The organism is Staphylococcus sp. EG-SA-14 (genome assembly GCF_017151935.1).
GTDB lineage: Bacteria > Bacillota > Bacilli > Staphylococcales > Staphylococcaceae > Staphylococcus > Staphylococcus aureus.
The window spans coordinates 16,332-36,550 of the sequence record NZ_JACVZM010000001.1; the positions used below are offsets into that span (position 1 = coordinate 16,332).

Consider the following 20,219-nt stretch of genomic DNA (forward strand, 5'->3'; position numbering starts at 1 on the left):
TCATTTATTTTAAATATTTTTCTAAATCAAGCTTATCTAAACCAATTTCTTCAACTGTTAAGCCTTCCTCAAAGAAGTCTCTCTCTAAAATGGTTGATGCAATTACAATTACTGCATCTATATTTGGTGTCGGTACATCAATAACACGACCTAAGCTTGACCATAGTACTAAACCATATGCAATATCTTCAGTTAAATATCTGCTTTCTACATGATTTGGTCCTGGAATTTGTGAAAATACTGGGCTTGTATTAAACAAACGATTTAATGGTTCATCTTCTTTATCACGTTCTAAATAACCACGTTCAATACGTGATTCTTTAGCTGTTGATAATTCAAAACCTAATCTACGGCCTAAATTCAAACGTTCTAATTCGATTGCATGAAGTAATCTAACTGTATGTTTAGTAATTCCTTCTTTATATAAAGCGAACTCGCCAGCATAATCAATGCGACCGACATTCAATAATGTTGGTCCTGGATGCACTTCAGGATTACCATTTTCAAGATTTGTTTTAATTAAGCTTTCCTCTTTTACTAAATGATCATAAATACTTGAAACTTTGTCATAACAATCATTTAGACAGCTTCTATCATATGTTGAAAAGAAGATACGACGTACATTTAGAGATAAATCAACTGCTGCATTTTCAAAATCGACACGCGTACCATACGTCAACGTATTAGCTTCCGCTAGTTGTGGTTTTGTTTCAATATGTCTATCTTCTAAAACATTCATAAAACGAATTGACCCCATTGCTGCAGCCATGTTGAAGAATATCAACTGATTATCAGTTACATGCTCTGCCATTACATCAGCATAATACTCTATGTATGAAGATGGAATAATCACTTGAACAATTTCAGCATCTTTTAAAACATATTCCATATCATCACTAATATCAGTGAATTTTACGAAACGTTCATCACCTTCATTATTAAAATCAAATCCGCCCTTTTCGATTGCGTTTTGAAACTTACTTATAGATTGATTACGACAATATAATTTAACATCGTGGCCTTTGCTCACCATATCTACTGCTGCCGTAACTGCGCCATTTCCTGATCCTACAATTGCTATTTTCATAAACAACCCTCTTTCTATCTTTGGTTAAAATTAAAAACAAATTATACGTAAGACAATATAAAAATGATGCGAATTCATTACGCATCATTATAAATGTTAAGTATATATAACCTTAAATTAACCTATTTAAACGCCGACGTCCACCAATTATTTTTATTTTTAATAATTGTTTAATAAACATGTTTATTTTTGATTATATTTTGTTATAGTTAAAGATAATATTACAATTTTCAAAGGAGTGTCTAATATGACAACTGAAATGAACGACGTAACAAATCATCAACCGAATCGCAAATCCAATGATGAGAACATTATGGCGATGCTTATCTATTTATTAAGTTTATTCACATCTATTATTGGTCCACTGATTATATGGTTATTGAAAAAAGATGAATCGAAACTAGTTGATCGTGCTGGAAAAAATTATCTTAACTATACGATTTCTTATATTATTTGGTCTATCGTTTTAGTCGTTATCACTTTAATAGGCGTTTTCCTAATTGCTACCGATATTAGTTTCATTATCATTATAGGTTTCATCATTACATTTATCGGTATTTTATCCATATTCGCTTTCTCAATATTATCTTTTGTATTCACAATTATTGCGTGTGTCAAATATTATAATGGCCAAGAATATGTAATACCTTTAACAATTCGATTTATTTAAACATATTACAAATAAATATTTCCTATTAATTATCTGTTAATCTCATTGTAACTTTGACTAATTTTTATTACAAAATTAGTCAAAGTTTTTTTATTCTTTTACAAATCAATAACATTCCCCACAAGAAGCATTAATTTTGTTAAAGTAACTATTGTCATCAATTCGAGATGTGAGAATAAAACAGTCGCTACGTTTTATTTATAAAAAAAGATATAGAACTTTGGAGGACTTTATTCATGAAAAAATTAGTAACAGCAACTACGTTAACAGCAGGAATCGGCACAGCATTAGTAGGTCAAGCACATCATGCAGATGCTGCTGAAAATTATACAAATTACAACAACTATAACTACAACACGACTCAAACTACAACGACTACAACAACTACGACAACTACATCATCAATTTCACATTCTGGTAACTTATACACTGCAGGACAATGTACTTGGTATGTATATGATAAAGTTGGCGGAGAAATCGGTTCTACTTGGGGAAATGCTAATAATTGGGCTGCTGCTGCACAAGGTGCTGGATTCACAGTAAATCATACACCTTCTAAAGGCGCTATCCTACAATCTTCTGAAGGGCCATTTGGTCACGTTGCATATGTAGAAAGTGTAAACAGTGATGGTTCAGTTACAATTTCAGAAATGAATTATAGTGGCGGACCTTTCTCAGTAAGTTCTAGAACTATTTCTGCAAGTGAAGCAGGTAACTACAACTACATCCATATTTAATATAAACACGATGATACATATTGTCTTGAAACTTAATTCTAGTACATATGTCATCAAAAAACTTTGAGCTTTCCTTTATAGGAGAAGCTCTTTTTTTGCTATTTTTCGTTGCCACCTACTTATTTATATTTCCTCCCATATTCATAATATTAATTTTTTCTAATACTATTAACTTTAAAACTACGTTATCTAATTTAATTGATCCAGTTTTTCCACATTACAATATTCATAGTTCTACAGTGCCTAAGTTATATCACCTCCATCAAAAGTACGCGCTTACATCATTGATACACAAGACATCATGACATAGTTGTATACTGTCTAATCTTCTACTATACTAAGATAAAAGGAGTGATCTTTTATGGAAAAAGTTTATGTTGCTGGTGCAATACCAGAAGTAGGTTTAAAACTTTTACAAGAACATTTTGAAGTTGAAATGTATGAAGGTAAAGGATTAGTCGATAAAGACACTTTAATTAAAGGTGTTAAAAACGCGACTGCCTTAATTAGTTTATTATCTACAAACGTTGATAAAGATGTTATCGATGCTGGTAAAGACTTAAAAATCATTGCCAACTATGGCGCTGGTTTTAATAATATTGATATCGAGTATGCCCGAGAAAAAAGTATAGATGTTACAAACACACCTAAAGCATCAACAAACGCGACTGCTGATTTAACAATTGGATTAGTACTTGCAGTAGCGCGTCGTATTGTTGAAGGGGACCAATTATCACGTACAACTGGATTTGACGGATGGGCACCTTTATTTTTCAGAGGTAGAGAAGTATCTGGGAAAACAATCGGCATTATCGGTTTAGGTGAAATTGGTAGTGCAGTAGCTCGTCGTGCAAGAGCATTTGACATGGATGTGCTATACACTGGACCTAATCGCAAAGAAGAAAAAGAACGAGAAATCGGTGCAAAATATGTAGATTTAGATACACTATTAAAGAATGCAGATTTTATCACTATCAACGCTGCTTATAATCCTAAAATGCATCATTTAATTGATACAGAACAATTTAAAATGATGAAATCTACGGCGTATTTAATCAATGCCTCTCGTGGTCCAATCGTGCACGAACAAGCACTAGTGCAAGCATTGAAAGATAATGAAATTGAAGGTGCTGCACTTGATGTATATGAATTTGAACCAGATATTACCGATGACTTAAAATCACTTAATAATGTAGTATTAACACCGCATATTGGTAATGCTACATTTGAAGCACGTGACATGATGTCTAAAATTGTTGCTAATGCTGCAATTAGTGCCGTTCAAGGTGAGAAACCACAATTTGTCGTTAACTAATAATTGAATTTATTATAAAAACAAGAACCCCCATATGTTGAGCTCTCATTTCAACATACGGGGGTTTTCATATTGTTGTATTATTTTTCTTTCGATTTATATAAGAATTTAGTTTGTCCAGCTGCTAATGCATTTGGCATCATTTTCATAATACGATTTCTAACTGCAACAAATAAACAACTACGATATTGGGCAATTTTACCGATTTTTCTAGAACGCTTAATTACTTTTGCAGTATGTTTGACACGTATTTTATCATAACGCTGTAATGCTTTTTCAAAGTCGTATGCGTTAAAACAATTTACTAATACGATAGCATCTTCCATTGCTTGTCCAGCACCTTGCCCCATATTAGGCGTTGTCGCATGTGCTGCATCTCCTAGTAAAATAGTACGACCATAAACAAAAGATTTGAGTGGTTTCAAATCATAAATATTATGCAATAAGATACCTGTTTCACTTTGTTTGTCTAAGATCTCTCTAACTTCATTTGGATAGTGATTAAAGTATGCTTGCAAATGAGGTTTACCAAACGAACTATATTTATGATTGTTTTCCTTCGAGTTAATTGTAATGAACCAATATGCTTGATTATTTAATAACGGAACAATACCTACTCTTCCTTTTCTTCCCCAGTATTCTTTTGCACAATCCGGATGCTTTAAATCAATATCATCAATTAAACCTCTAAAGCATGTATACCCTTGATATAATACTTTACTGTCAGCATTTACAGATTGTCTCACTTTAGAATGAATTCCATCAGCACCAATACATAAATCAAATGCTTCACTCTCTTGTTCCGCGAAATGTATGGTAACTTTATCTGTCTCATTATCTATATGCGTGACTTCATGATTTGTAAATATTGCATCATCTTTTACATAAGATTTAATAATGTCAATTAATGTTTGGCGTGGTAACGTCACATTCAATGTATTACTTTTTAATTTAACAGTAGTTAACAGGCGATCTTTGTCATCTAACACTGTCATTGTAGATAAGATTTGCCCAGCATTTTTAATACCTTTAGCTAAGTCATGATTACCTAGTTTTTTAAGCACATTATCTCCGATACCAATCCCAGCGCCAATTTCTTTAACTGACTCATTTTTTTCAAAGACTTTAATAGTATGACCTTGTTCTTGTAATAATGCAGCAGCTGTTAATCCACCGATGCCTGCACCTATAATTGCTATCTTCATATTGTCACCTCTATATTTTTCATTCTTTTCTATTTTATCACATGCACTATTGTTTAAAAATGACTCTTGGAACTAACGTTTCATTTTTAAGGACTTAAGTGTATTATCTGCACCATTGTACATTACATGCACATTTAGACAGCAATATTCATTTACATAATGTACATTTGTAACAATGATGTGGGATATAGCATATTTGATGCTATATAGCGTTTTTTGTTAGGTTAAAATCCATTTAACTAACACACTCAGAATGCGCTAAAGGAGCTCGAAACAATAAATTGTTCCAGCTCCTTTAAGCACCGATGTCTTATTTATAATATGTTTGTCTAATATCATCTTTCTTTATACCAAACTGCTTATAGGATTTATCCATTAATTTGGCAATTTTATCTGCCCAGCGAATGTCACTCGCATATTGATGTTGCGCAGGATTTTCTGGATTCCATCGCATTTGATATAAATTCAGTTGATTGTTTTCAAAATATTCATTACGAATGAACTTTGCACCACCAATAATCGCCTTATCTGGTGATGTCCATTGTTCCTTTTCAGCATAACTTTTCCCACTACGAACAGCACTACTATCGAATGCTCCTATACCAAAAAAGTTGTAATAGCGTTTTTTTCCAACTTTAATGCCTTTTGCTAATTCTGATTTGCCGTTACCTGTTTCTACTAGTGCATGGCTAACAAGATAAATGACATTAACCTCATATTTTTCTTGAGCTTCTAGAAAAACTTTCCCTCGATTTTCTAAAATCCCCTTACCTTTTAGCAATTGGTTAACTTCAGATTCCGACATTGGCACTTTTTCTGTGATATCCATATACTTCATATCATTGTCTTTATGTGAAATAGTCATTGCTTTAGCAATTTCATTATTATTTGCTTCAACAAATTTACCATCCTCTTCTTTTGTCTGTACAATACCTTTCCCTTGTTGCATTGAAACAGCCTCATCAAAAGAGTAATTCACATCATTTTTAAACAATTTAGTTTCATTCACGATGAGTAATACAGCAAAAACAACTAAAATAACTATCAATAGTAGCGTTGAAATGCGTAACTTGAAATTCTTCTTCATATAGACAAAACCTCATTTTTCTTACTTAGACAATAAAAAATATGCCACTACAATCGCTAATATTACGATTAAAAAAGAAGCGTTAACGATTACTTTCATCGTTGTTCTATCTCTGAACATCATATTAAAGACAACTAGACTAATTGATAATGAAACAGCAAAAAAAGTAATAGCTAACACTAATTTCATCATAAATAGACAGACTAAACCTATGACTAATAATGTATTAGAAATTACAGCTGACGTTTTTAACATTCTCGAATTAATATGCACTCACCCTTTTTATTTAAATAACTTACATAATCATAATAATACATGATGTTTCATAGGCCTGTCGATGATTGATTCACAATAGCACGTGATTTTTTTGTTTTTCAATATTATTCATTTATTCCATCAAAAACACCCTTTTTAATTTTTACAAAAATTAAAAAAAGTGCTCCTACACTGCTTGCATGTAGAAACACTTTTTCATTGTAATGTTATTCTTCTCGAGACATACCTTTTAGCATATTAAGCATGTATGTTAAACTACGGTTCATGTCGTCATCTTTCAATACGCCCAATAGACTTCTTATAGTTGTCTTAGCATTTGGACTCGCTTGATTGGCAACGTGTAATCCTTTATTAACTTTATTTAGGAAGTCGCTTAAATCTGATACATTGAGTTCACCTAATAAAAATACCATTGAAGCCATATTAGATAATAGCCCTGTATAAATATCTTTATTAAGTTCAACTGCAAATTTATTTATGATGACTTGACGTCCTCGAATTGCACCATTTAAAGCATCTAATAGTTTTGCATCATCTAATGTTTTAATAAGCTTGATTGCTTTTAATATACTATCTTTATTCGCTGCAATTGCCTCTGTAACTTCATTTAAACTTTCTAACTTAATTTGTTCTTCTGATTTTTCTAAGCGTCTAATTTTAGAAGATATTCTCTCAGCCATTATTTATCCACCTGATTTCCCGGGAAAACATAATCTGAACGTTCCCATTTTTTCTGTACTTGAACACTGTACTGCGGATGACGTTTTTTATTGACACGGAAATTATTAGGATTCAACGGTGACTTACCACGTTTCGTAATTACCTCCAAACGACAGCTAGTACGTTTATAAGATGGTGTATCCGTGTATTGATCAACATCACTATTAGTTAATAAGTTAATTGCACCTAGATCTCCATTTTCCATCGCATCATTATTTAATGGAATATAGATTTCTTTACCTTTAACACGATCTGTCACGTGAACTTGTAATACCGCTTCTCCTGTTTCAGAAATCAGCTTAACTTCTGCACCTTCATGAATGCCTCTATCTTCAGCAAGCTCTGGAGAAATTTCAACAAATGCACGTGGCACTTTGTATTTAATCATTGGTGTTTGATAAGTCATATTACCTTCATGGAAGTGCTCTAACAATCGACCATTGTTTACATGAATATCATAAATTTCATCTTGCTTAAAGTAATTATCAAATGATAATGGGAATAATTTTGCTTTACCATTATCAAAATTGAATCCTTCTAAGTATAGAATAGGCTCATCAGTACCATCAGGTTGTACTGGCCATTGTAAACTATTGAATCCTTCTAAACGATCATAACTTACCCCAGCATATAGAGGTGTTAAGCGTGCTACTTCATCCATAATTTCACTAGGATGCTTGTAATTCCAATCAAATCCTAATCTATTAGCAATTGCTTGGAAAATTTTCCAGTCAGGTTTTGAATCACCAAGAGGTTCTAATGCTTGGTATAAACGTTGAATACGACGTTCGGTATTTGTAAAAGTACCGTCTTTTTCAAGTGAAGGACTTGCTGGCAATACAACATCTGCGTATGTTGCTGTGAATGTTAAAAATTCATCTTGGACTACCATGAAATCTAATTTTTCAAACGCAGCTTGTACAAAATTAATATTTGAATCCACAATACCCGTATCTTCACCATATAAGTACAATGAGTGTACTTCTCCGTCATGTATACCTTCTACCATTTCATGATTATCTTTACCAGCTTTTGGATTCAATTTAACGCCATATTCTTTTTCAAATTTAGCGCGAATATCATCCGCTTCAATACTTTGATAACCAGTAATCTTATCAGGCATACTTCCCATATCACTACATCCTTGAACATTATTATGTCCACGTAATGGATACGCACCAGTACCAGGACGACGATAATTACCTGTTACTAATAATAAGTTTGAAATCGCTGTACTTGAGTCACTACCAATGTCTTGTTGTGTAATACCCATTGCCCAACAAATTACAACAGATTCAGCTTTAGCACATTCTTCAGCAAATTTAATCAATTCTGATTCAGGAATACCTGTTGCTTCTTCAGCAAAAGCCATTGTAAATGTTTCTAATGATTTGTAATATTCATCAAAATCATCTACCCACTCATCGATAAATGCTTTATCGTGTAAATCATGATCAATAATATACTTAGTCACTGCGCTTAACCACGCTAAATCCGTACCTGGTTTCGGTTGATAAAAACGATCCGCACGTTCAGCCATTTCATGTTTTCTAATATCAAACACATGTATTTTTTGTCCAAATAATTTTTGAGCACGTTTCATGCGTGATGCAATAACTGGGTGTGCTTCGGCTGTATTGGTACCTATCAATACAGACATTGCCGCTTTTTCTAAATCTTCAATACTACCTGAGTCACCGCCGTGTCCAACCGTTCTAAATAAGCCTTTTGTTGCAGGTGCTTGGCAATATCTTGAACAGTTATCAACGTTATTTGTGCCAATAACTTGTCTTGCTAATTTTTGCATTAAATACGATTCTTCATTCGTCGCTTTAGAAGAAGAAATGAATGATAGTGCATCTGGGCCATACTTTTCTTTAATAGATGTAAAATTATCTGCAATGACATTTAAAGCTTCATCCCATTCTACTTCATGGAACTCACCATTTTTCCTTACTAGTGGTTTAGTTAATCGTTGATCTGAATTAATATGTCCCCATGAAAACTTACCTTTAACACAAGTCGCAATTTTATTTGCTGGAGAATCATGTGATGGTTGTACTTTTAAAATTTCTCTATCTTTAGTCCAAACTTCAAATGAACAACCCACACCACAATAAGTACACACTGTTTTAGTTTTCTTAATACGCTCTTTACGCATTTCTGCTTCTGAATCTGAGATTGCAAATAGTGGACCATAACCAGGTTCTGCTTTTTTAGTTAAATCAATCATTGCTGCTAATGAACCAGGTTCCGTATCAGTCATATAACCCGCATTACCTTCCATATTCACTTCCATCATGGCATTACATGGACATACCGTCGCACATTGACCACAAGATACGCATGAAGACTCATTAATCGGTACATCATTATCCCAAATAACACGTGGATGTTCACGATCCCAATCAATTCTAATAGTTTCATTCACTTCGATATCTTGACATGCTTCTACACAACGCCCACATAAGATACATTGATTTGGATCATAACGATAAAATGGACCATAATCCTTTTCATATGGCTTCTCTTTATATTCATACGTTTGATGCTGAAGCCCCCATGCATCCATCGTATTATGAATTTCACAATCACCATTATTATAATCACATACTGTACAATACAGCATATGCTTTTCTAAAATTCGATCAAGCGCTTCTTTTTGAGCATCTTTCACATCATTGTTCACAGTATTTACAGTCATTGGACGATCAATCACCGTACTACATGAACGTTCAATTTTACCGTCAATTTCAACAGTACATGTATCACATGTTTGAATTGGTCCCATCGACTCGTTATAACAAATTGAAGGTACAAAAGTATCTTGTGATTTAATAAATTCAAGTAAATTCGTACCTGGTTCTACAAGATAATCTTTTCCATCAAGTGTAACCACCAAATGTTCTTGCATATTACTCACCCCGTCTATATATATTTTCCGTAAATGACTTTTAATAAATTGCTCATATCCACCTAAAATAACGATGCCCCACACATCTTTCAGATAGAATTAATTTAATTGTATTACTTTATGTACTAGTTGTTAAGTGAAATTTTGTATTTTGCCTTTTTACAATCATTTTTATTTGAAATATTTTGCGCGAAATTAAATCATCTTTTTGTTTAATTGAAAATAATTATCATTATTAGTTTTCCAATTATCTGTTTCACGCTTTTTGCCATATCTTTCACAACCTTATTAATGACAATATTTAATAATCACCTCACCTAAAAATCGTTATACTATTTATAAATACCCTTTTTCTGAAAATTAATAACCCAAGTTTGATAAATATCTACTATCATTTAGAAGGTAATATTTATCTTTAAATTAAATTTGTAATGGATTAATTTATAAAAATCAAATCAGGCATTAAATAAAATAGCCCATAAATACAAAGTGTTATCACCTTCTATTTACGGGCTATTAGTTCTATTCGTTATTCTATTTACAGATCATTCTATCTAATTAATTTGTGTACAATTTTGATAACTTATTTTCCCTTAGTTTACTACTCTAGATTATCTTTTAATAACTTAGTACTTTCAGCTTTTGACTGCTCACTAGGAATGAAGTAGTACAATCCGTCACTTTGAATGCCGCCTTGACCACTCAATTGATGTTTATTAATCGTGTCATTAGCATCTTTATAATTGCTTCTAATCGTATTCAAATCACCTAATGTTAAATCTGTTTTAACATTATTTTGAATTTCATTCATTAGACTATTAAAATGTGTAATCGATGATGGACTTGCAATCTTATTAGCCATCGCTTCAAGTACAATTTGCTGACGTTGTTGTCGACCAAAGTCACCACCAGCACCTTCTTCTTTACGACTTCTAATAAACTTCAATGCTTGATCACCATTTACATGTGTCTGCTGTCCTTTTGTAAAACGAACACCATCAACAGTGAATGTATCATTACTTACTACATCAACACCGCCGATGCTATCTATCATATTATGCAAACCATCCATATCGATTGTCGCATAATGATCAATTGGCACATTCATTAATTTTTCAAGTGATTTAACAGCCATATTTGGTCCACCATATGCATAGGCATGTGCAATTTTTTCAGTAGTACCACGGCCAACAATTTCCGCTCTTGTATCACGCGGTATACTTACTATTTCAGTTTTCTTCGTTTTAGGGTTGATAGATAAAATCATAATACTATCACTACGCTCTCCGCCACCCTTTTTCTTACGATCAGCATCTGAATCGACACCAAATAAAGCGATTGTGAATGGATCACCATCGTTTAAACTCACTTTTTTATCTCTTAATTCTGAATGATTGCGATCTAACGGATTGTGTATCTTATTACCAGTAATAAAAATTTTAGCAGCTACATACACAACAGCTACAATCGCTAAGATTACTAAAATACCGAATACCCATAAAAATATTTTTTTCGGTAGGCTCATTTTACTTTTAGACGAACGTTTCAATCCCACCACTCCTTTACTATTCCTTACATACTTTGTCTGTTTTCTCTATTTATTATATAGTAAAATAATTTTTTTACTATACTTCTGTAGACGTATAACTATTTTTTATCATTTTTTATCTCTAGAGAATATCTATCTGTATTTTTGATAACCACCATTTGCATTTAAAATTTTAAGTACCGTTTCATGACATGCTTTATTACTTATAATAAAAGGTGCACCCTTTAAATGATCAATTGCCTTACCATCTAAAGTCGTCATTTTTAGATTCAATAGTTCTGCAAATAAAAACTGTGCAGCAATGTCCCAAGGTTTAGGATTTGTATTAATATGTGCCCCAAATTGACCTTTTGCCACTCGCATAGAATCTAATCCGCAAGCACCAACTAAACGATAACTAAATGAGGCGTCAAATAAATCTTGCACCGTATCTAGATTCATCACTTGTGCATTAAACGATATAATAGCGTCTTCCAATTTTAACGATGGTGGTTCTTCCATCTTAATTCCATTACAAAAAGCACCTTCTCCTCGTATTGCTTTATAAAGCTTTTTATGCGGATAATCATATACGTACGATAACATTGGTTTACCTTCATAAAAATACGCCAATATAATACAATAATCTTCTTGCTGTTTTACTAAATTGGCAGTTCCATCAATGGGATCCATAATCCATAAATGATTAATTTCATTCGTAATCATTGCATTACTTTTTTCTTCCGCTAATAGTTGGTGTTCCGGAAAATATGTTGCTAAAAATTGTTGAAATTGTTGTTGAATCTGTTTATCTACATTTGTAACTAAATCAAATCGATGACGCTTAGTTTCTGTAGTCATTTCCATAATTAATTGCGGAATAACATTGTCTATTTGTTTCAACCACGAACATATTAACTTATCTATTTGCTGTAATGTTTTATCTGTCATTTCGTCCACCACTTCTCATATCATTATCATTTTATTATTACCCTAAATTAAAAGAATCAACAATACAACTGAAGACTTCTTCATTTTATGCATAAAAAAATCGGCTAGTCACGTGCTAGCCGACAAATAGAAAGGAAAGTAAGTAATAAATATTGAAGATGTTGTGATGTAACTTGAACGATTAAAAGCTATCTGTTATATAGCTCTACCCCTTTGTTTAATCGCTCCCCCTGTTACAAGTAATATCATAGCACAATCTTTTTTAAAATGTAAGCGTTTTCCACAAAATTTTTCCGATTTTTTTTAAAAGATATTGAAAATGTCCTCATTGTCACTCTTATGTTATACTTTGTGTAATATATCATCTTTTAGGAGGTGGCTGTCATGAATAAAGCTGAAAGGCAAAATTTAATAATTACTGCAATTCAACAAAATAAAAAAATGACCGCTTTAGAATTAGCTAAATATTGCAACGTATCCAAACGCACAATTTTAAGAGATATTGATGATTTAGAAAATCAAGGTGTTAAAATTTATGCGCATTATGGGAAAAATGGTGGTTACCAAATACAACAAGCACAATCTAAAATTGCATTAAACTTATCTGAAACACAATTATCGGCCTTATTTTTAGTGCTTAATGAAAGTCAGTCGTACTCGACATTACCATATAAAAGCGAAATCAACGCAATTATAAAACAATGTTTAAGTCTTCCACAAACACGCTTAAGAAAATTGCTTAAACGCATGGACTTTTATATTAAATTTGATGACACACAACATATGACACTCCCAATGCTGTTTTCCGACATTTTAATTTATTGTACAGAACGAAATGTGATGTTAGTAGATCATAGGGTTGATGATAATATTAAAGCTGAAAACGTTATATTTATTGGCCTTTTGTGTAAACATGGACATTGGCATGCAGTCATTTATGACATTGCTCAAGACAAAACTGCCGAACTCGAAATTAAAAATATTATAGATATTTCGTATTCATTCGGTAAGACGATTCAAACCAGAGACATATCCATTGATAACTATCATCAATTTTTAAACCCCATCGATTCCTAAAAAACAGCAGTAAGATGATTTTCAATTAGAAAATATCTTGCTGCTGTTCTCTATTTATACAATACTTCGTATTGAATGGCTTCGCTTTCCTAGGGTGCCGTCTCAGCCTTGGTCTTCGACTGGCACTGCTCCCTCAGGAGTCTCGCCATTAATACTACGTATTAACATGTAATTTTACTTTGAAATACTTAAAAAAATAAAACACTTTGCCCAACTTACACTACCAATAGAAACTGCTGTTAGAATTCCTCAAAATGATATTTCGCGATATGTTAATGAAATTGTTAAAAAGATAGCTGATAGCGAATTCGATGAATTCAGACATCATCGTGGCGCAACATCCTATCATCTAAAAATGATGTTAAAAATCACCTCATATTCATATACTCAATCTGAATTTTCTGGCCGTAGAATAGAAAAATTACTTCATAACAGTATTCGAATGATGTGGTTAGCTCAAGATCAAACACCTTCTTATAAAACTATTAATCTTTTTAGAATGAATCCTAATACTGATGCGCTAATTGAATCTTTATTTATTCAGTTTCATAATAAAATGCATATCAAAAAAGCTGATTTCTATCAAATAATTAATAGAAATCAGCTTTTTTCATTGCCTAAAAACTTAATGTCCCGACCTCTTTATCTACGCATAAATACTTATTACTGATATAACGAAAGAAACAAAATTATTTGCTATATGTAATGCAATTGTTGAACCTAGGTTTCTTCCAGATTTTAAATAAGTGAAAACTAATATGATGGATAGTATGAGATATGGACCAAACTCAAACGGCGACTTTGCATCAGTCACATGAATAAATGCAAATAAGAACACCGAAACAATACTCATAGCTATAAAATTAAACTTCTTACCTAATTCTCCAATTAAAATATGTCTAAATACGATTTCTTCAACTATTGGACCTACAATCACAATTAATAAGAATGCTACAGGTAAAAATGCAGGCACTTCAAACATTTTATTTAGCTCAAGTTCATTGGCTGTTTCACTATATTGCAAATGTTTAGGTAGAAACTGTGTCATATATTCATATGTATAAATTAAGATGAGAGCAATAATATACGTTATTGACAATCTAAGCCAATATTTTTTGATATACGCAAAACCAGCTCGAAGCCTTGATGGCATCACTTTTAAATGAAATAAATAAAATGCGCCAATCCCAATCGTATATGCTAAAGCTTGTGTGATAGTCGCTACAAATATCAGATTACTATCGATTTCATAATAACCAAACAAAATTGGTCCTATGTAAGCTGCAATTGTGAGTGCATAAAATATAACACCTATAATTGGAATTATAAGCAAATCTCTCCATGCTATATCTTTAAACGTGTATTTCTTTTTTTCATTTTCCACTGTTATATCCTTTCCTGTTTAATAATTGATTTTTGGAGGTACTTCTACATGATAAACGAAACTAAGTATATGAGACAACAAATTACTAATTTGATTCAAATCATTGATACGATTAAATATAATACTTTAATGACAGATTGGAACATTCAAACGCATATTTATAAATTTAACCAAATAGTTACTAATGAATTGAATAAGTTCAAAGGCTTTGAAACATCATATATAATAAACGAAAATCAAGTTTCCTATTATGAAATTATAACACTACTTAATAAACGTCCCCTCCGACAAGTCGACTATGGTAACAAAATTCAATATCTTAATTTTTATCATACAGAACTATCTAACGCATTATTTGCAATTAAATTTGCCCATTAACCTATTTTTCATAAAATGTCATTTAAACAAGTTATTTATTAAAATTCACTTTATTACATAAATTATACAATTAAAAAGTTTCTTCAAATTGTAAAGATGCATTAATCGAGTTATAATCATAATGATTAAGATGGTAGATTTAGTCTTATATAACTACATTTACTAAGATTTAAATAGATGAGTACATAATGTATAAATTGGGAATATACAGTATGACTTACGGTAATATATCAATATATTGATATATTATTTGCACATGGGAGTATGCTATTTTTTATCTATACATCTTAAAAAAATTTACAGTTTTACAATTCAATATCATTAAACAAACAACATATTCAGCTTATTTTTCATTCTCTTACGTTACAAGTTGTAAATACCATCGCGTTAAACAACAATAGCCAACGCTAATAAAATATATTGCGTTAAAGTGGAGTGATTAATATGTCAAACGTACTAACAGAAATAGATAGTCAATATCCATATATGACTAAAAATGAAAAAAAGATAGCTAAATTTATACTAAATTCACCTCAAAAGGTGATTAAAATGAGGTCTCAAGACTTAGCAAGCTTATTAGATATTAGTACATCATCAGTCATTCGATTCAGCAAGAAAATTACTGATGGCGGTTTTCACGACTTGAAAATAAATATATCTAAATATGTTCCTAAAGCATCATCAATTTACAATGTTGAATTAATGAATAACGAAAGCACAGAATCTTTAAGAACTAAACTCCATACACGTACTACACGCGCACTTAATCATGCAAATAACGAATTAAATGATAAAACTATTGATCAAATATGTCATTGTTTAAAACGTTCTGAGACGATTTTTATATATGGTTTTGGCGCATCTTTTGTAGTTGCTACCGACTTATACCAAAAGTTATCAAGAATAGGTCTTAATATTCAACTTGTTCAAGAAACACATATTTTTGCTACATTATTAGCAACTCACAATTCGAACGACAGTGTTATTCTTATTACTAACAATGGTACGCAAAGTGAAATGCAATCAATGGTTAAAGTTATTGATGACTACCATATACCTATAATTACAATTACTAGTACAAGGGATAATCCCGTAGCACAGGCATCAAATATTGTTTTAACTTATGGGAAAACTGATGAAAATGAGATGCATATGGGAGCAACAACTTCATTATTTGCTCAAATGTTCACTATTGATATTTTATATTATCGTTATGTTGCATTAAATTATCACGCATCATTAGATTTCATAACACAATCTAAAATGGCTTTAGATAACTATCGTAAACATTTATCAAATATTAACTTTAAACATTAACAGTCTTATATAAATTCTTTAATCATGTCATATAATAATTTATGCATCATTTTCAAAGCTTACATGTCTTTTATCTTGTATAACATACGCATATGACCAATGATTTGATAAGGCCATTCAATTTCTTATATTAAAAACAAACGCAGTTGATTAACGGATTCATTCCATATATCAATTGCGTTTGTTATTTTAATAATGCTATTTTTTATTTTAAAGCCCACAGTAAAAACTAACGATAATATTGCCACTTATAAGTTTTTCACACTACAACTTCGATTTAAGCTATATTTATAAAAAATGCGCCTACTCATAACATTCTTTGGCTATTTAACTTTAATAAGCTAGGGCCAAGTTTGTCATAAGATAAGCGCACATTATAATCATACTATTTTGCTTTTACATTATTTTTATTATATCTAATAAAATAATAAATCGTTACAATCGTTAAGAAGATGACACCAATAAGCACTGATATTCTAGTTTCAACATTAAATACCATACCAACCAATACTAATATTAAGAATAAGATTGTTAAATAGTTAGTTACTGCGCCACCAGGCATTTTGAATGGGTGACCTTCCAATTCTTCAGGGTGTAATTTTCTAAAACGTAAATGACTGAATAAAATCATAAACCAAGGAATCATACCTGGTAAAATAGACGCACTATAAACGTATACGAAAATACTCTTCGCTCCATCGATATATAAAGGTAAAATTACGTTTAATAAAGCACCAATTAAAATACCAAGAGATACTGCTACAACAGTGTACAATGGTACACCATTTCTCATGATTTTAGTAAATATTTTCGGCATTTCACCTTTATGAGCAAGTGTATAAATCATACGACTCGCACTGAAAATACCTGAGTTACATCCTGACATTGCTGCAGTTAATACAACAAAGTTAATTAATCCAGCTGCAAATGTAATACCGATTTTAGCAAATGTTGCAACAAACGGACTTCCAATGTCTCCTAATTGATTCCAAGGATACACTGAAACAATAACAAAAATAGCGCCTAAATAGAAAATTAAAATTCTCCAGATAACACCATTCACTGCTTTAACGATATTTTTCTGAGGATCTTTAGTTTCACCTGCCGTAATACCTATCAGTTCCACACCTTGGTATGAACCAATTACAATTGATAATGCAAAGAAGAAACCAACAATACCATTTGGCATAAATCCGCCATTTGTCCATAGATTAGAAATACCTACCGCATGGCCACCATTTCCAAAACCAAAGAAAATAAGACCAAAACCAGCAATAATCATTAAAATAATTGTTACAACTTTAATTAAAGCAAACCAAAATTCAAATTCTCCAAACGCTTTTACCGAGAATAAATTCGCTGCCATTAATAATAAAATAGCAATAACACCAGGAATCCAAGTTGGCAATTCCGGGAACCAAAACTTCATATATTCTCCTACTGCGATGACCTCACTCATACCAACTACAATCCATTGGAATATATTACTCCATGCTGTCATATAACCTGCTGCAGGATGTATATAATCACTTGCAAATGTTGCAAATGATCCTGTTGTAGGGTTTAAATAAATCATTTCCCCCATTGCTCTCATGATTAAAAATAAAAAGATACCCGCAATTAAATATGCAAGGATAACTGATGGGCCTGTCCATTTAATTGTACTTGTCGCACCCATGAAAAGCCCCACGCCAATCGTACCACCAAGTGCAATCATTTGAATTTGACGGGCACTCAATCCCCTTTGTAGTTCATTGTTCTCCATAACTTCTTACCCCATCTCTGATTGATACTAAATAAATCCATAAAAAAACTTATTGCCGTAATTATACTATAAATTATCGATTTTGGTACATTAATATTTGCATACCATGCAATCGTTTACAGAACTACTATAGCAGGCTTTTGCAACTTTGCAAACAATTATTTTGTGATTTTTCTAAAAAATTAAAAAAGTTGCTCAAGTACCGTTGAGTCACATACAACTTCAGCTATTCTTGGTAATTATGATATAATTTTAATAATATTAAAAAGGAGTATATCAATGTTAAAACAAATACTGCTACGTGCTACAAAAATATCGGTACTCTTTGCTGTAGCATTTTTCATCATAAATTATATCGGTATGGAAAAACCTGACATCCTATATTTAGTTGGAAGAACTATTATTGCAACACTTGCTTTCATACTCATTTGTCTTACAGTATTTACTATTATTAATTCTCCAGAGCGCAAGATTAAACTCGGTACGACTTTACCGATTGCATTAATTATTGGTATCATTTTCGGCGCCATATTTTTAACGGTACAAATCGGTGTCATCACTGGGTTAATCATCGGTGTGATTGCTACGTTTATTTGGGAATTGATTGAAAAAAATAAAGGAGGTCGTTCATCATGACAACAGCATTAATTGGTGTAATTGTATTAATCTTACTAATTATTAGCTTTGTGCCAAACTACCGTGCTATGAAATCAGCAAAAGAACAAGGAAGTAATGCAACAAGAGCTACAATTATGGTAGGCATAGATATTATCTTAATTGTACTTATCATCGTGACGTTATTATTAAAATATATGTAACTATTTAAACCACCCTATCTCATACATAAACATGAACGTTCTACCATTTCACATACATATGGTCGTCCATTTAATGAGGTAAGGTGGTTTTCTCGTTAAAGTTTACCTTGTAATAGTAAAAAATAGCCAATTGTTGCGAGTATTAAGTAAATCATTGAACCAACAACAAAAGATCTTACTTGCACGCGAAATGGTGTCTGTTTGTTAAATATAGGACCAATCACCAAATTTCCAACGCCTAAAATTACTGGACCAGCTAGAAAAAACAATATAATGTAACCCATCATGATACGCCTCCTATTTCGTAAAGAAACGCGCTACAATTTGATCGTAATCAATATCTTTTGCTACATAATCTACATTAGAAAAGTCCTGTGCGCTTGTCATTTTATTCGTATTAACAATAACATCTAATCCAGCTGCAATCGCGGCTGTTGCACCATGTACAGAATCTTCAATAGCCAAACATTGTGTCGGCATATAATTTAATTGTTGTACTGCAGATAAATATAATTCAGGGTCAGGTTTAACTTGTTCAACATCTTCTCTACCAACAACTACCTCTATATAATCGTCTAGACCTAATGCTTTAAAGGTGGGCATTATTTCCGCTTTCACACTACTTGTGGCAATTGCCATAGGAATGTGACGTTGCTTTAAAAATGCCATCAATGATTTAATCGTATCAATCATCGGTAATGTTGTACTAGTAAGATGATGTTCTTCATAAAGTTTATCTTTATTTTCCGAACCAATCGCTTTAATTAAATGGTCATGCAAATCTGTAGCTGCTCCTCCAATAGAAGAACGATAAAAATCAATGCTTATAGGATCGGCATTATGCATCTCTAAATGTTTATTAATAACATTAAATAAATGTTGTTCCGTATCTATTATTGTTCCATCGAAATCAAATATAACTGCTCTATACATATATTTACTCCTCTATTTTTTCTCTTTATCAAAGCTTAACATAGTCCGATGACCACT

At 31.9% G+C, this 20,219-nt stretch carries 20 protein-coding genes and 1 pseudogene; 9 read left to right on the forward strand and 12 right to left on the reverse strand.

The window, feature by feature from the left end:
• Positions 1–4: 4 nt before the first annotated feature.
• Positions 5–1,087 carry an NAD/NADP-dependent octopine/nopaline dehydrogenase family protein gene (locus IDG63_RS00090; RefSeq protein ID WP_000684567.1) on the reverse strand — a complete coding sequence of 361 codons (1,083 nt, stop codon included), beginning with the start codon at positions 1,085–1,087 and terminating at the stop codon, positions 5–7.
• Positions 1,088–1,334: 247 nt separating this feature from the next.
• Here IDG63_RS00090 and IDG63_RS00095 point away from each other — a divergent pair, with 247 nt between their 5' ends.
• From IDG63_RS00095 to IDG63_RS00105, 3 genes are all read left to right on the forward strand, one after another.
• Positions 1,335–1,757 carry a DUF4870 domain-containing protein gene (locus IDG63_RS00095; RefSeq protein WP_000206114.1) on the forward strand — a complete coding sequence of 141 codons (423 nt, stop codon included), beginning with the start codon at positions 1,335–1,337 and terminating at the stop codon, positions 1,755–1,757.
• A gap of 236 nt (positions 1,758–1,993) precedes the next feature.
• Complete coding sequence (locus tag IDG63_RS00100; RefSeq protein WP_000737705.1) at positions 1,994–2,494, forward strand: CHAP domain-containing protein; 501 nt, start codon at positions 1,994–1,996, stop codon at positions 2,492–2,494.
• Positions 2,495–2,855: 361 nt separating this feature from the next.
• A complete protein-coding gene (locus IDG63_RS00105; protein WP_000417016.1) occupies positions 2,856–3,809 on the forward strand; it encodes a 2-hydroxyacid dehydrogenase family protein in 954 nt (317 codons plus the stop codon).
• Positions 3,810–3,889: 80 nt separating this feature from the next.
• Here the strand turns inward: IDG63_RS00105 and IDG63_RS00110 are convergent, their stop codons facing one another.
• The 7 genes from IDG63_RS00110 to IDG63_RS00140 all read right to left on the reverse strand — a co-directional run bounded on the left by IDG63_RS00110 (position 3,890) and on the right by IDG63_RS00140 (position 12,490).
• A complete protein-coding gene (locus IDG63_RS00110) occupies positions 3,890–5,014 on the reverse strand; it encodes an FAD-dependent monooxygenase (RefSeq protein WP_000684140.1) in 1,125 nt (374 codons plus the stop codon).
• A gap of 310 nt (positions 5,015–5,324) precedes the next feature.
• Positions 5,325–6,101 (reverse strand): N-acetylglucosaminidase, encoded by a 777-nt coding sequence (locus IDG63_RS00115; RefSeq protein ID WP_000739229.1) that lies wholly within the window; start codon positions 6,099–6,101, stop codon positions 5,325–5,327.
• A gap of 21 nt (positions 6,102–6,122) precedes the next feature.
• Positions 6,123–6,356 (reverse strand): hypothetical protein, encoded by a 234-nt coding sequence (locus IDG63_RS00120; protein WP_000921246.1) that lies wholly within the window; start codon positions 6,354–6,356, stop codon positions 6,123–6,125.
• 227 nt (positions 6,357–6,583) lie between these two features.
• Positions 6,584–7,057 carry a helical membrane plugin domain-containing protein gene (locus IDG63_RS00125; RefSeq protein WP_000840811.1) on the reverse strand — a complete coding sequence of 158 codons (474 nt, stop codon included), beginning with the start codon at positions 7,055–7,057 and terminating at the stop codon, positions 6,584–6,586.
• On the reverse strand, positions 7,057–10,011 hold the full coding sequence (fdhF, locus tag IDG63_RS00130) for a formate dehydrogenase subunit alpha (RefSeq protein WP_001155278.1): 2,955 nt from the start codon (positions 10,009–10,011) through the stop codon (positions 7,057–7,059). The genes IDG63_RS00125 and fdhF overlap by 1 nt, the downstream gene beginning before the upstream one ends.
• A gap of 601 nt (positions 10,012–10,612) precedes the next feature.
• Entirely contained in the window at positions 10,613–11,560 is a 948-nt protein-coding gene (locus IDG63_RS00135) for an LCP family glycopolymer transferase (RefSeq protein WP_000831055.1), read from the reverse strand.
• Positions 11,561–11,692: 132 nt separating this feature from the next.
• On the reverse strand, positions 11,693–12,490 hold the full coding sequence (locus IDG63_RS00140) for an inositol monophosphatase family protein (RefSeq protein ID WP_000130461.1): 798 nt from the start codon (positions 12,488–12,490) through the stop codon (positions 11,693–11,695).
• Between the two features lie 384 nt (positions 12,491–12,874).
• On the opposite strand from IDG63_RS00140, the gene IDG63_RS00145 reads away from it, so the two are divergent.
• Both IDG63_RS00145 and IDG63_RS00150 read left to right on the forward strand, forming a co-directional pair.
• On the forward strand, positions 12,875–13,567 hold the full coding sequence (locus IDG63_RS00145) for a helix-turn-helix transcriptional regulator (RefSeq protein WP_001030126.1): 693 nt from the start codon (positions 12,875–12,877) through the stop codon (positions 13,565–13,567).
• 196 nt (positions 13,568–13,763) lie between these two features.
• Positions 13,764–14,123 (forward strand): annotated as a pseudogene (locus IDG63_RS00150) (transposase); the annotation flags it as partial.
• Positions 14,124–14,213: 90 nt separating this feature from the next.
• On the opposite strand, the gene sdpB reads toward IDG63_RS00150, so the two are convergent.
• Positions 14,214–14,951: a CPBP family intramembrane glutamic endopeptidase SdpB gene (sdpB, locus tag IDG63_RS00155; RefSeq protein ID WP_000426696.1), complete on the reverse strand. Its 738-nt coding sequence runs from the start codon at positions 14,949–14,951 to the stop codon at positions 14,214–14,216.
• A gap of 48 nt (positions 14,952–14,999) precedes the next feature.
• Here sdpB and IDG63_RS00160 point away from each other — a divergent pair, with 48 nt between their 5' ends.
• On the forward strand, positions 15,000–15,329 hold the full coding sequence (locus IDG63_RS00160) for a hypothetical protein (protein ID WP_000606726.1): 330 nt from the start codon (positions 15,000–15,002) through the stop codon (positions 15,327–15,329).
• A 444-nt stretch (positions 15,330–15,773) separates the two neighbouring features.
• Complete coding sequence (rpiRc, locus tag IDG63_RS00165; protein ID WP_000073195.1) at positions 15,774–16,646, forward strand: pentose phosphate pathway transcriptional regulator RpiRC; 873 nt, start codon at positions 15,774–15,776, stop codon at positions 16,644–16,646.
• A 385-nt stretch (positions 16,647–17,031) separates the two neighbouring features.
• On the opposite strand, the gene IDG63_RS00170 is transcribed toward rpiRc, so the two are convergent.
• Positions 17,032–18,411 (reverse strand): amino acid permease, encoded by a 1,380-nt coding sequence (locus IDG63_RS00170; RefSeq protein ID WP_000429674.1) that lies wholly within the window; start codon positions 18,409–18,411, stop codon positions 17,032–17,034.
• A gap of 279 nt (positions 18,412–18,690) precedes the next feature.
• On the opposite strand from IDG63_RS00170, the gene IDG63_RS00175 reads away from it, so the two are divergent.
• Complete coding sequence (locus IDG63_RS00175) at positions 18,691–19,047, forward strand: hypothetical protein (RefSeq protein WP_000917664.1); 357 nt, start codon at positions 18,691–18,693, stop codon at positions 19,045–19,047.
• Complete coding sequence (locus IDG63_RS00180; protein WP_000205307.1) at positions 19,044–19,229, forward strand: hypothetical protein; 186 nt, start codon at positions 19,044–19,046, stop codon at positions 19,227–19,229. The genes IDG63_RS00175 and IDG63_RS00180 overlap by 4 nt, the downstream gene beginning before the upstream one ends.
• Positions 19,230–19,324: 95 nt before the next feature.
• Here IDG63_RS00180 and IDG63_RS00185 read toward each other — a convergent pair whose 3' ends face one another.
• Both IDG63_RS00185 and IDG63_RS00190 read right to left on the reverse strand, forming a co-directional pair.
• Complete coding sequence (locus IDG63_RS00185; protein ID WP_000971980.1) at positions 19,325–19,516, reverse strand: hypothetical protein; 192 nt, start codon at positions 19,514–19,516, stop codon at positions 19,325–19,327.
• 10 nt (positions 19,517–19,526) lie between these two features.
• Entirely contained in the window at positions 19,527–20,162 is a 636-nt protein-coding gene (locus tag IDG63_RS00190) for an HAD family hydrolase (RefSeq protein WP_000285449.1), read from the reverse strand.
• Positions 20,163–20,219 lie beyond the last annotated feature (57 nt).

What these genes read in the sequence shown, in the direction of transcription:
- IDG63_RS00090 (WP_000684567.1), bottom strand. Translation starts at nt 1,087, where the DNA reads ATGAAAATAGCAATTGTAGGATCAGGAAATGGCGCAGTTACGGCAGCA.
- IDG63_RS00095 (WP_000206114.1), top strand. Translation starts at nt 1,335, where the DNA reads ATGACAACTGAAATGAACGACGTAACAAATCATCAACCGAATCGCAAA.
- IDG63_RS00100 (WP_000737705.1), top strand. Translation starts at nt 1,994, where the DNA reads ATGAAAAAATTAGTAACAGCAACTACGTTAACAGCAGGAATCGGCACA.
- IDG63_RS00105 (WP_000417016.1), top strand. Translation starts at nt 2,856, where the DNA reads ATGGAAAAAGTTTATGTTGCTGGTGCAATACCAGAAGTAGGTTTAAAA.
- IDG63_RS00110 (WP_000684140.1), bottom strand. Translation starts at nt 5,014, where the DNA reads ATGAAGATAGCAATTATAGGTGCAGGCATCGGTGGATTAACAGCTGCT.
- IDG63_RS00115 (WP_000739229.1), bottom strand. Translation starts at nt 6,101, where the DNA reads ATGAAGAAGAATTTCAAGTTACGCATTTCAACGCTACTATTGATAGTT.
- IDG63_RS00120 (WP_000921246.1), bottom strand. Translation starts at nt 6,356, where the DNA reads ATGTTAAAAACGTCAGCTGTAATTTCTAATACATTATTAGTCATAGGT.
- IDG63_RS00125 (WP_000840811.1), bottom strand. Translation starts at nt 7,057, where the DNA reads ATGGCTGAGAGAATATCTTCTAAAATTAGACGCTTAGAAAAATCAGAA.
- fdhF (WP_001155278.1), bottom strand. Translation starts at nt 10,011, where the DNA reads ATGCAAGAACATTTGGTGGTTACACTTGATGGAAAAGATTATCTTGTA.
- IDG63_RS00140 (WP_000130461.1), bottom strand. Translation starts at nt 12,490, where the DNA reads ATGACAGATAAAACATTACAGCAAATAGATAAGTTAATATGTTCGTGG.
- IDG63_RS00145 (WP_001030126.1), top strand. Translation starts at nt 12,875, where the DNA reads ATGAATAAAGCTGAAAGGCAAAATTTAATAATTACTGCAATTCAACAA.
- IDG63_RS00160 (WP_000606726.1), top strand. Translation starts at nt 15,000, where the DNA reads ATGATAAACGAAACTAAGTATATGAGACAACAAATTACTAATTTGATT.
- rpiRc (WP_000073195.1), top strand. Translation starts at nt 15,774, where the DNA reads ATGTCAAACGTACTAACAGAAATAGATAGTCAATATCCATATATGACT.
- IDG63_RS00170 (WP_000429674.1), bottom strand. Translation starts at nt 18,411, where the DNA reads ATGGAGAACAATGAACTACAAAGGGGATTGAGTGCCCGTCAAATTCAA.
- IDG63_RS00175 (WP_000917664.1), top strand. Translation starts at nt 18,691, where the DNA reads ATGTTAAAACAAATACTGCTACGTGCTACAAAAATATCGGTACTCTTT.
- IDG63_RS00180 (WP_000205307.1), top strand. Translation starts at nt 19,044, where the DNA reads ATGACAACAGCATTAATTGGTGTAATTGTATTAATCTTACTAATTATT.
- IDG63_RS00185 (WP_000971980.1), bottom strand. Translation starts at nt 19,516, where the DNA reads ATGATGGGTTACATTATATTGTTTTTTCTAGCTGGTCCAGTAATTTTA.
- IDG63_RS00190 (WP_000285449.1), bottom strand. Translation starts at nt 20,162, where the DNA reads ATGTATAGAGCAGTTATATTTGATTTCGATGGAACAATAATAGATACG.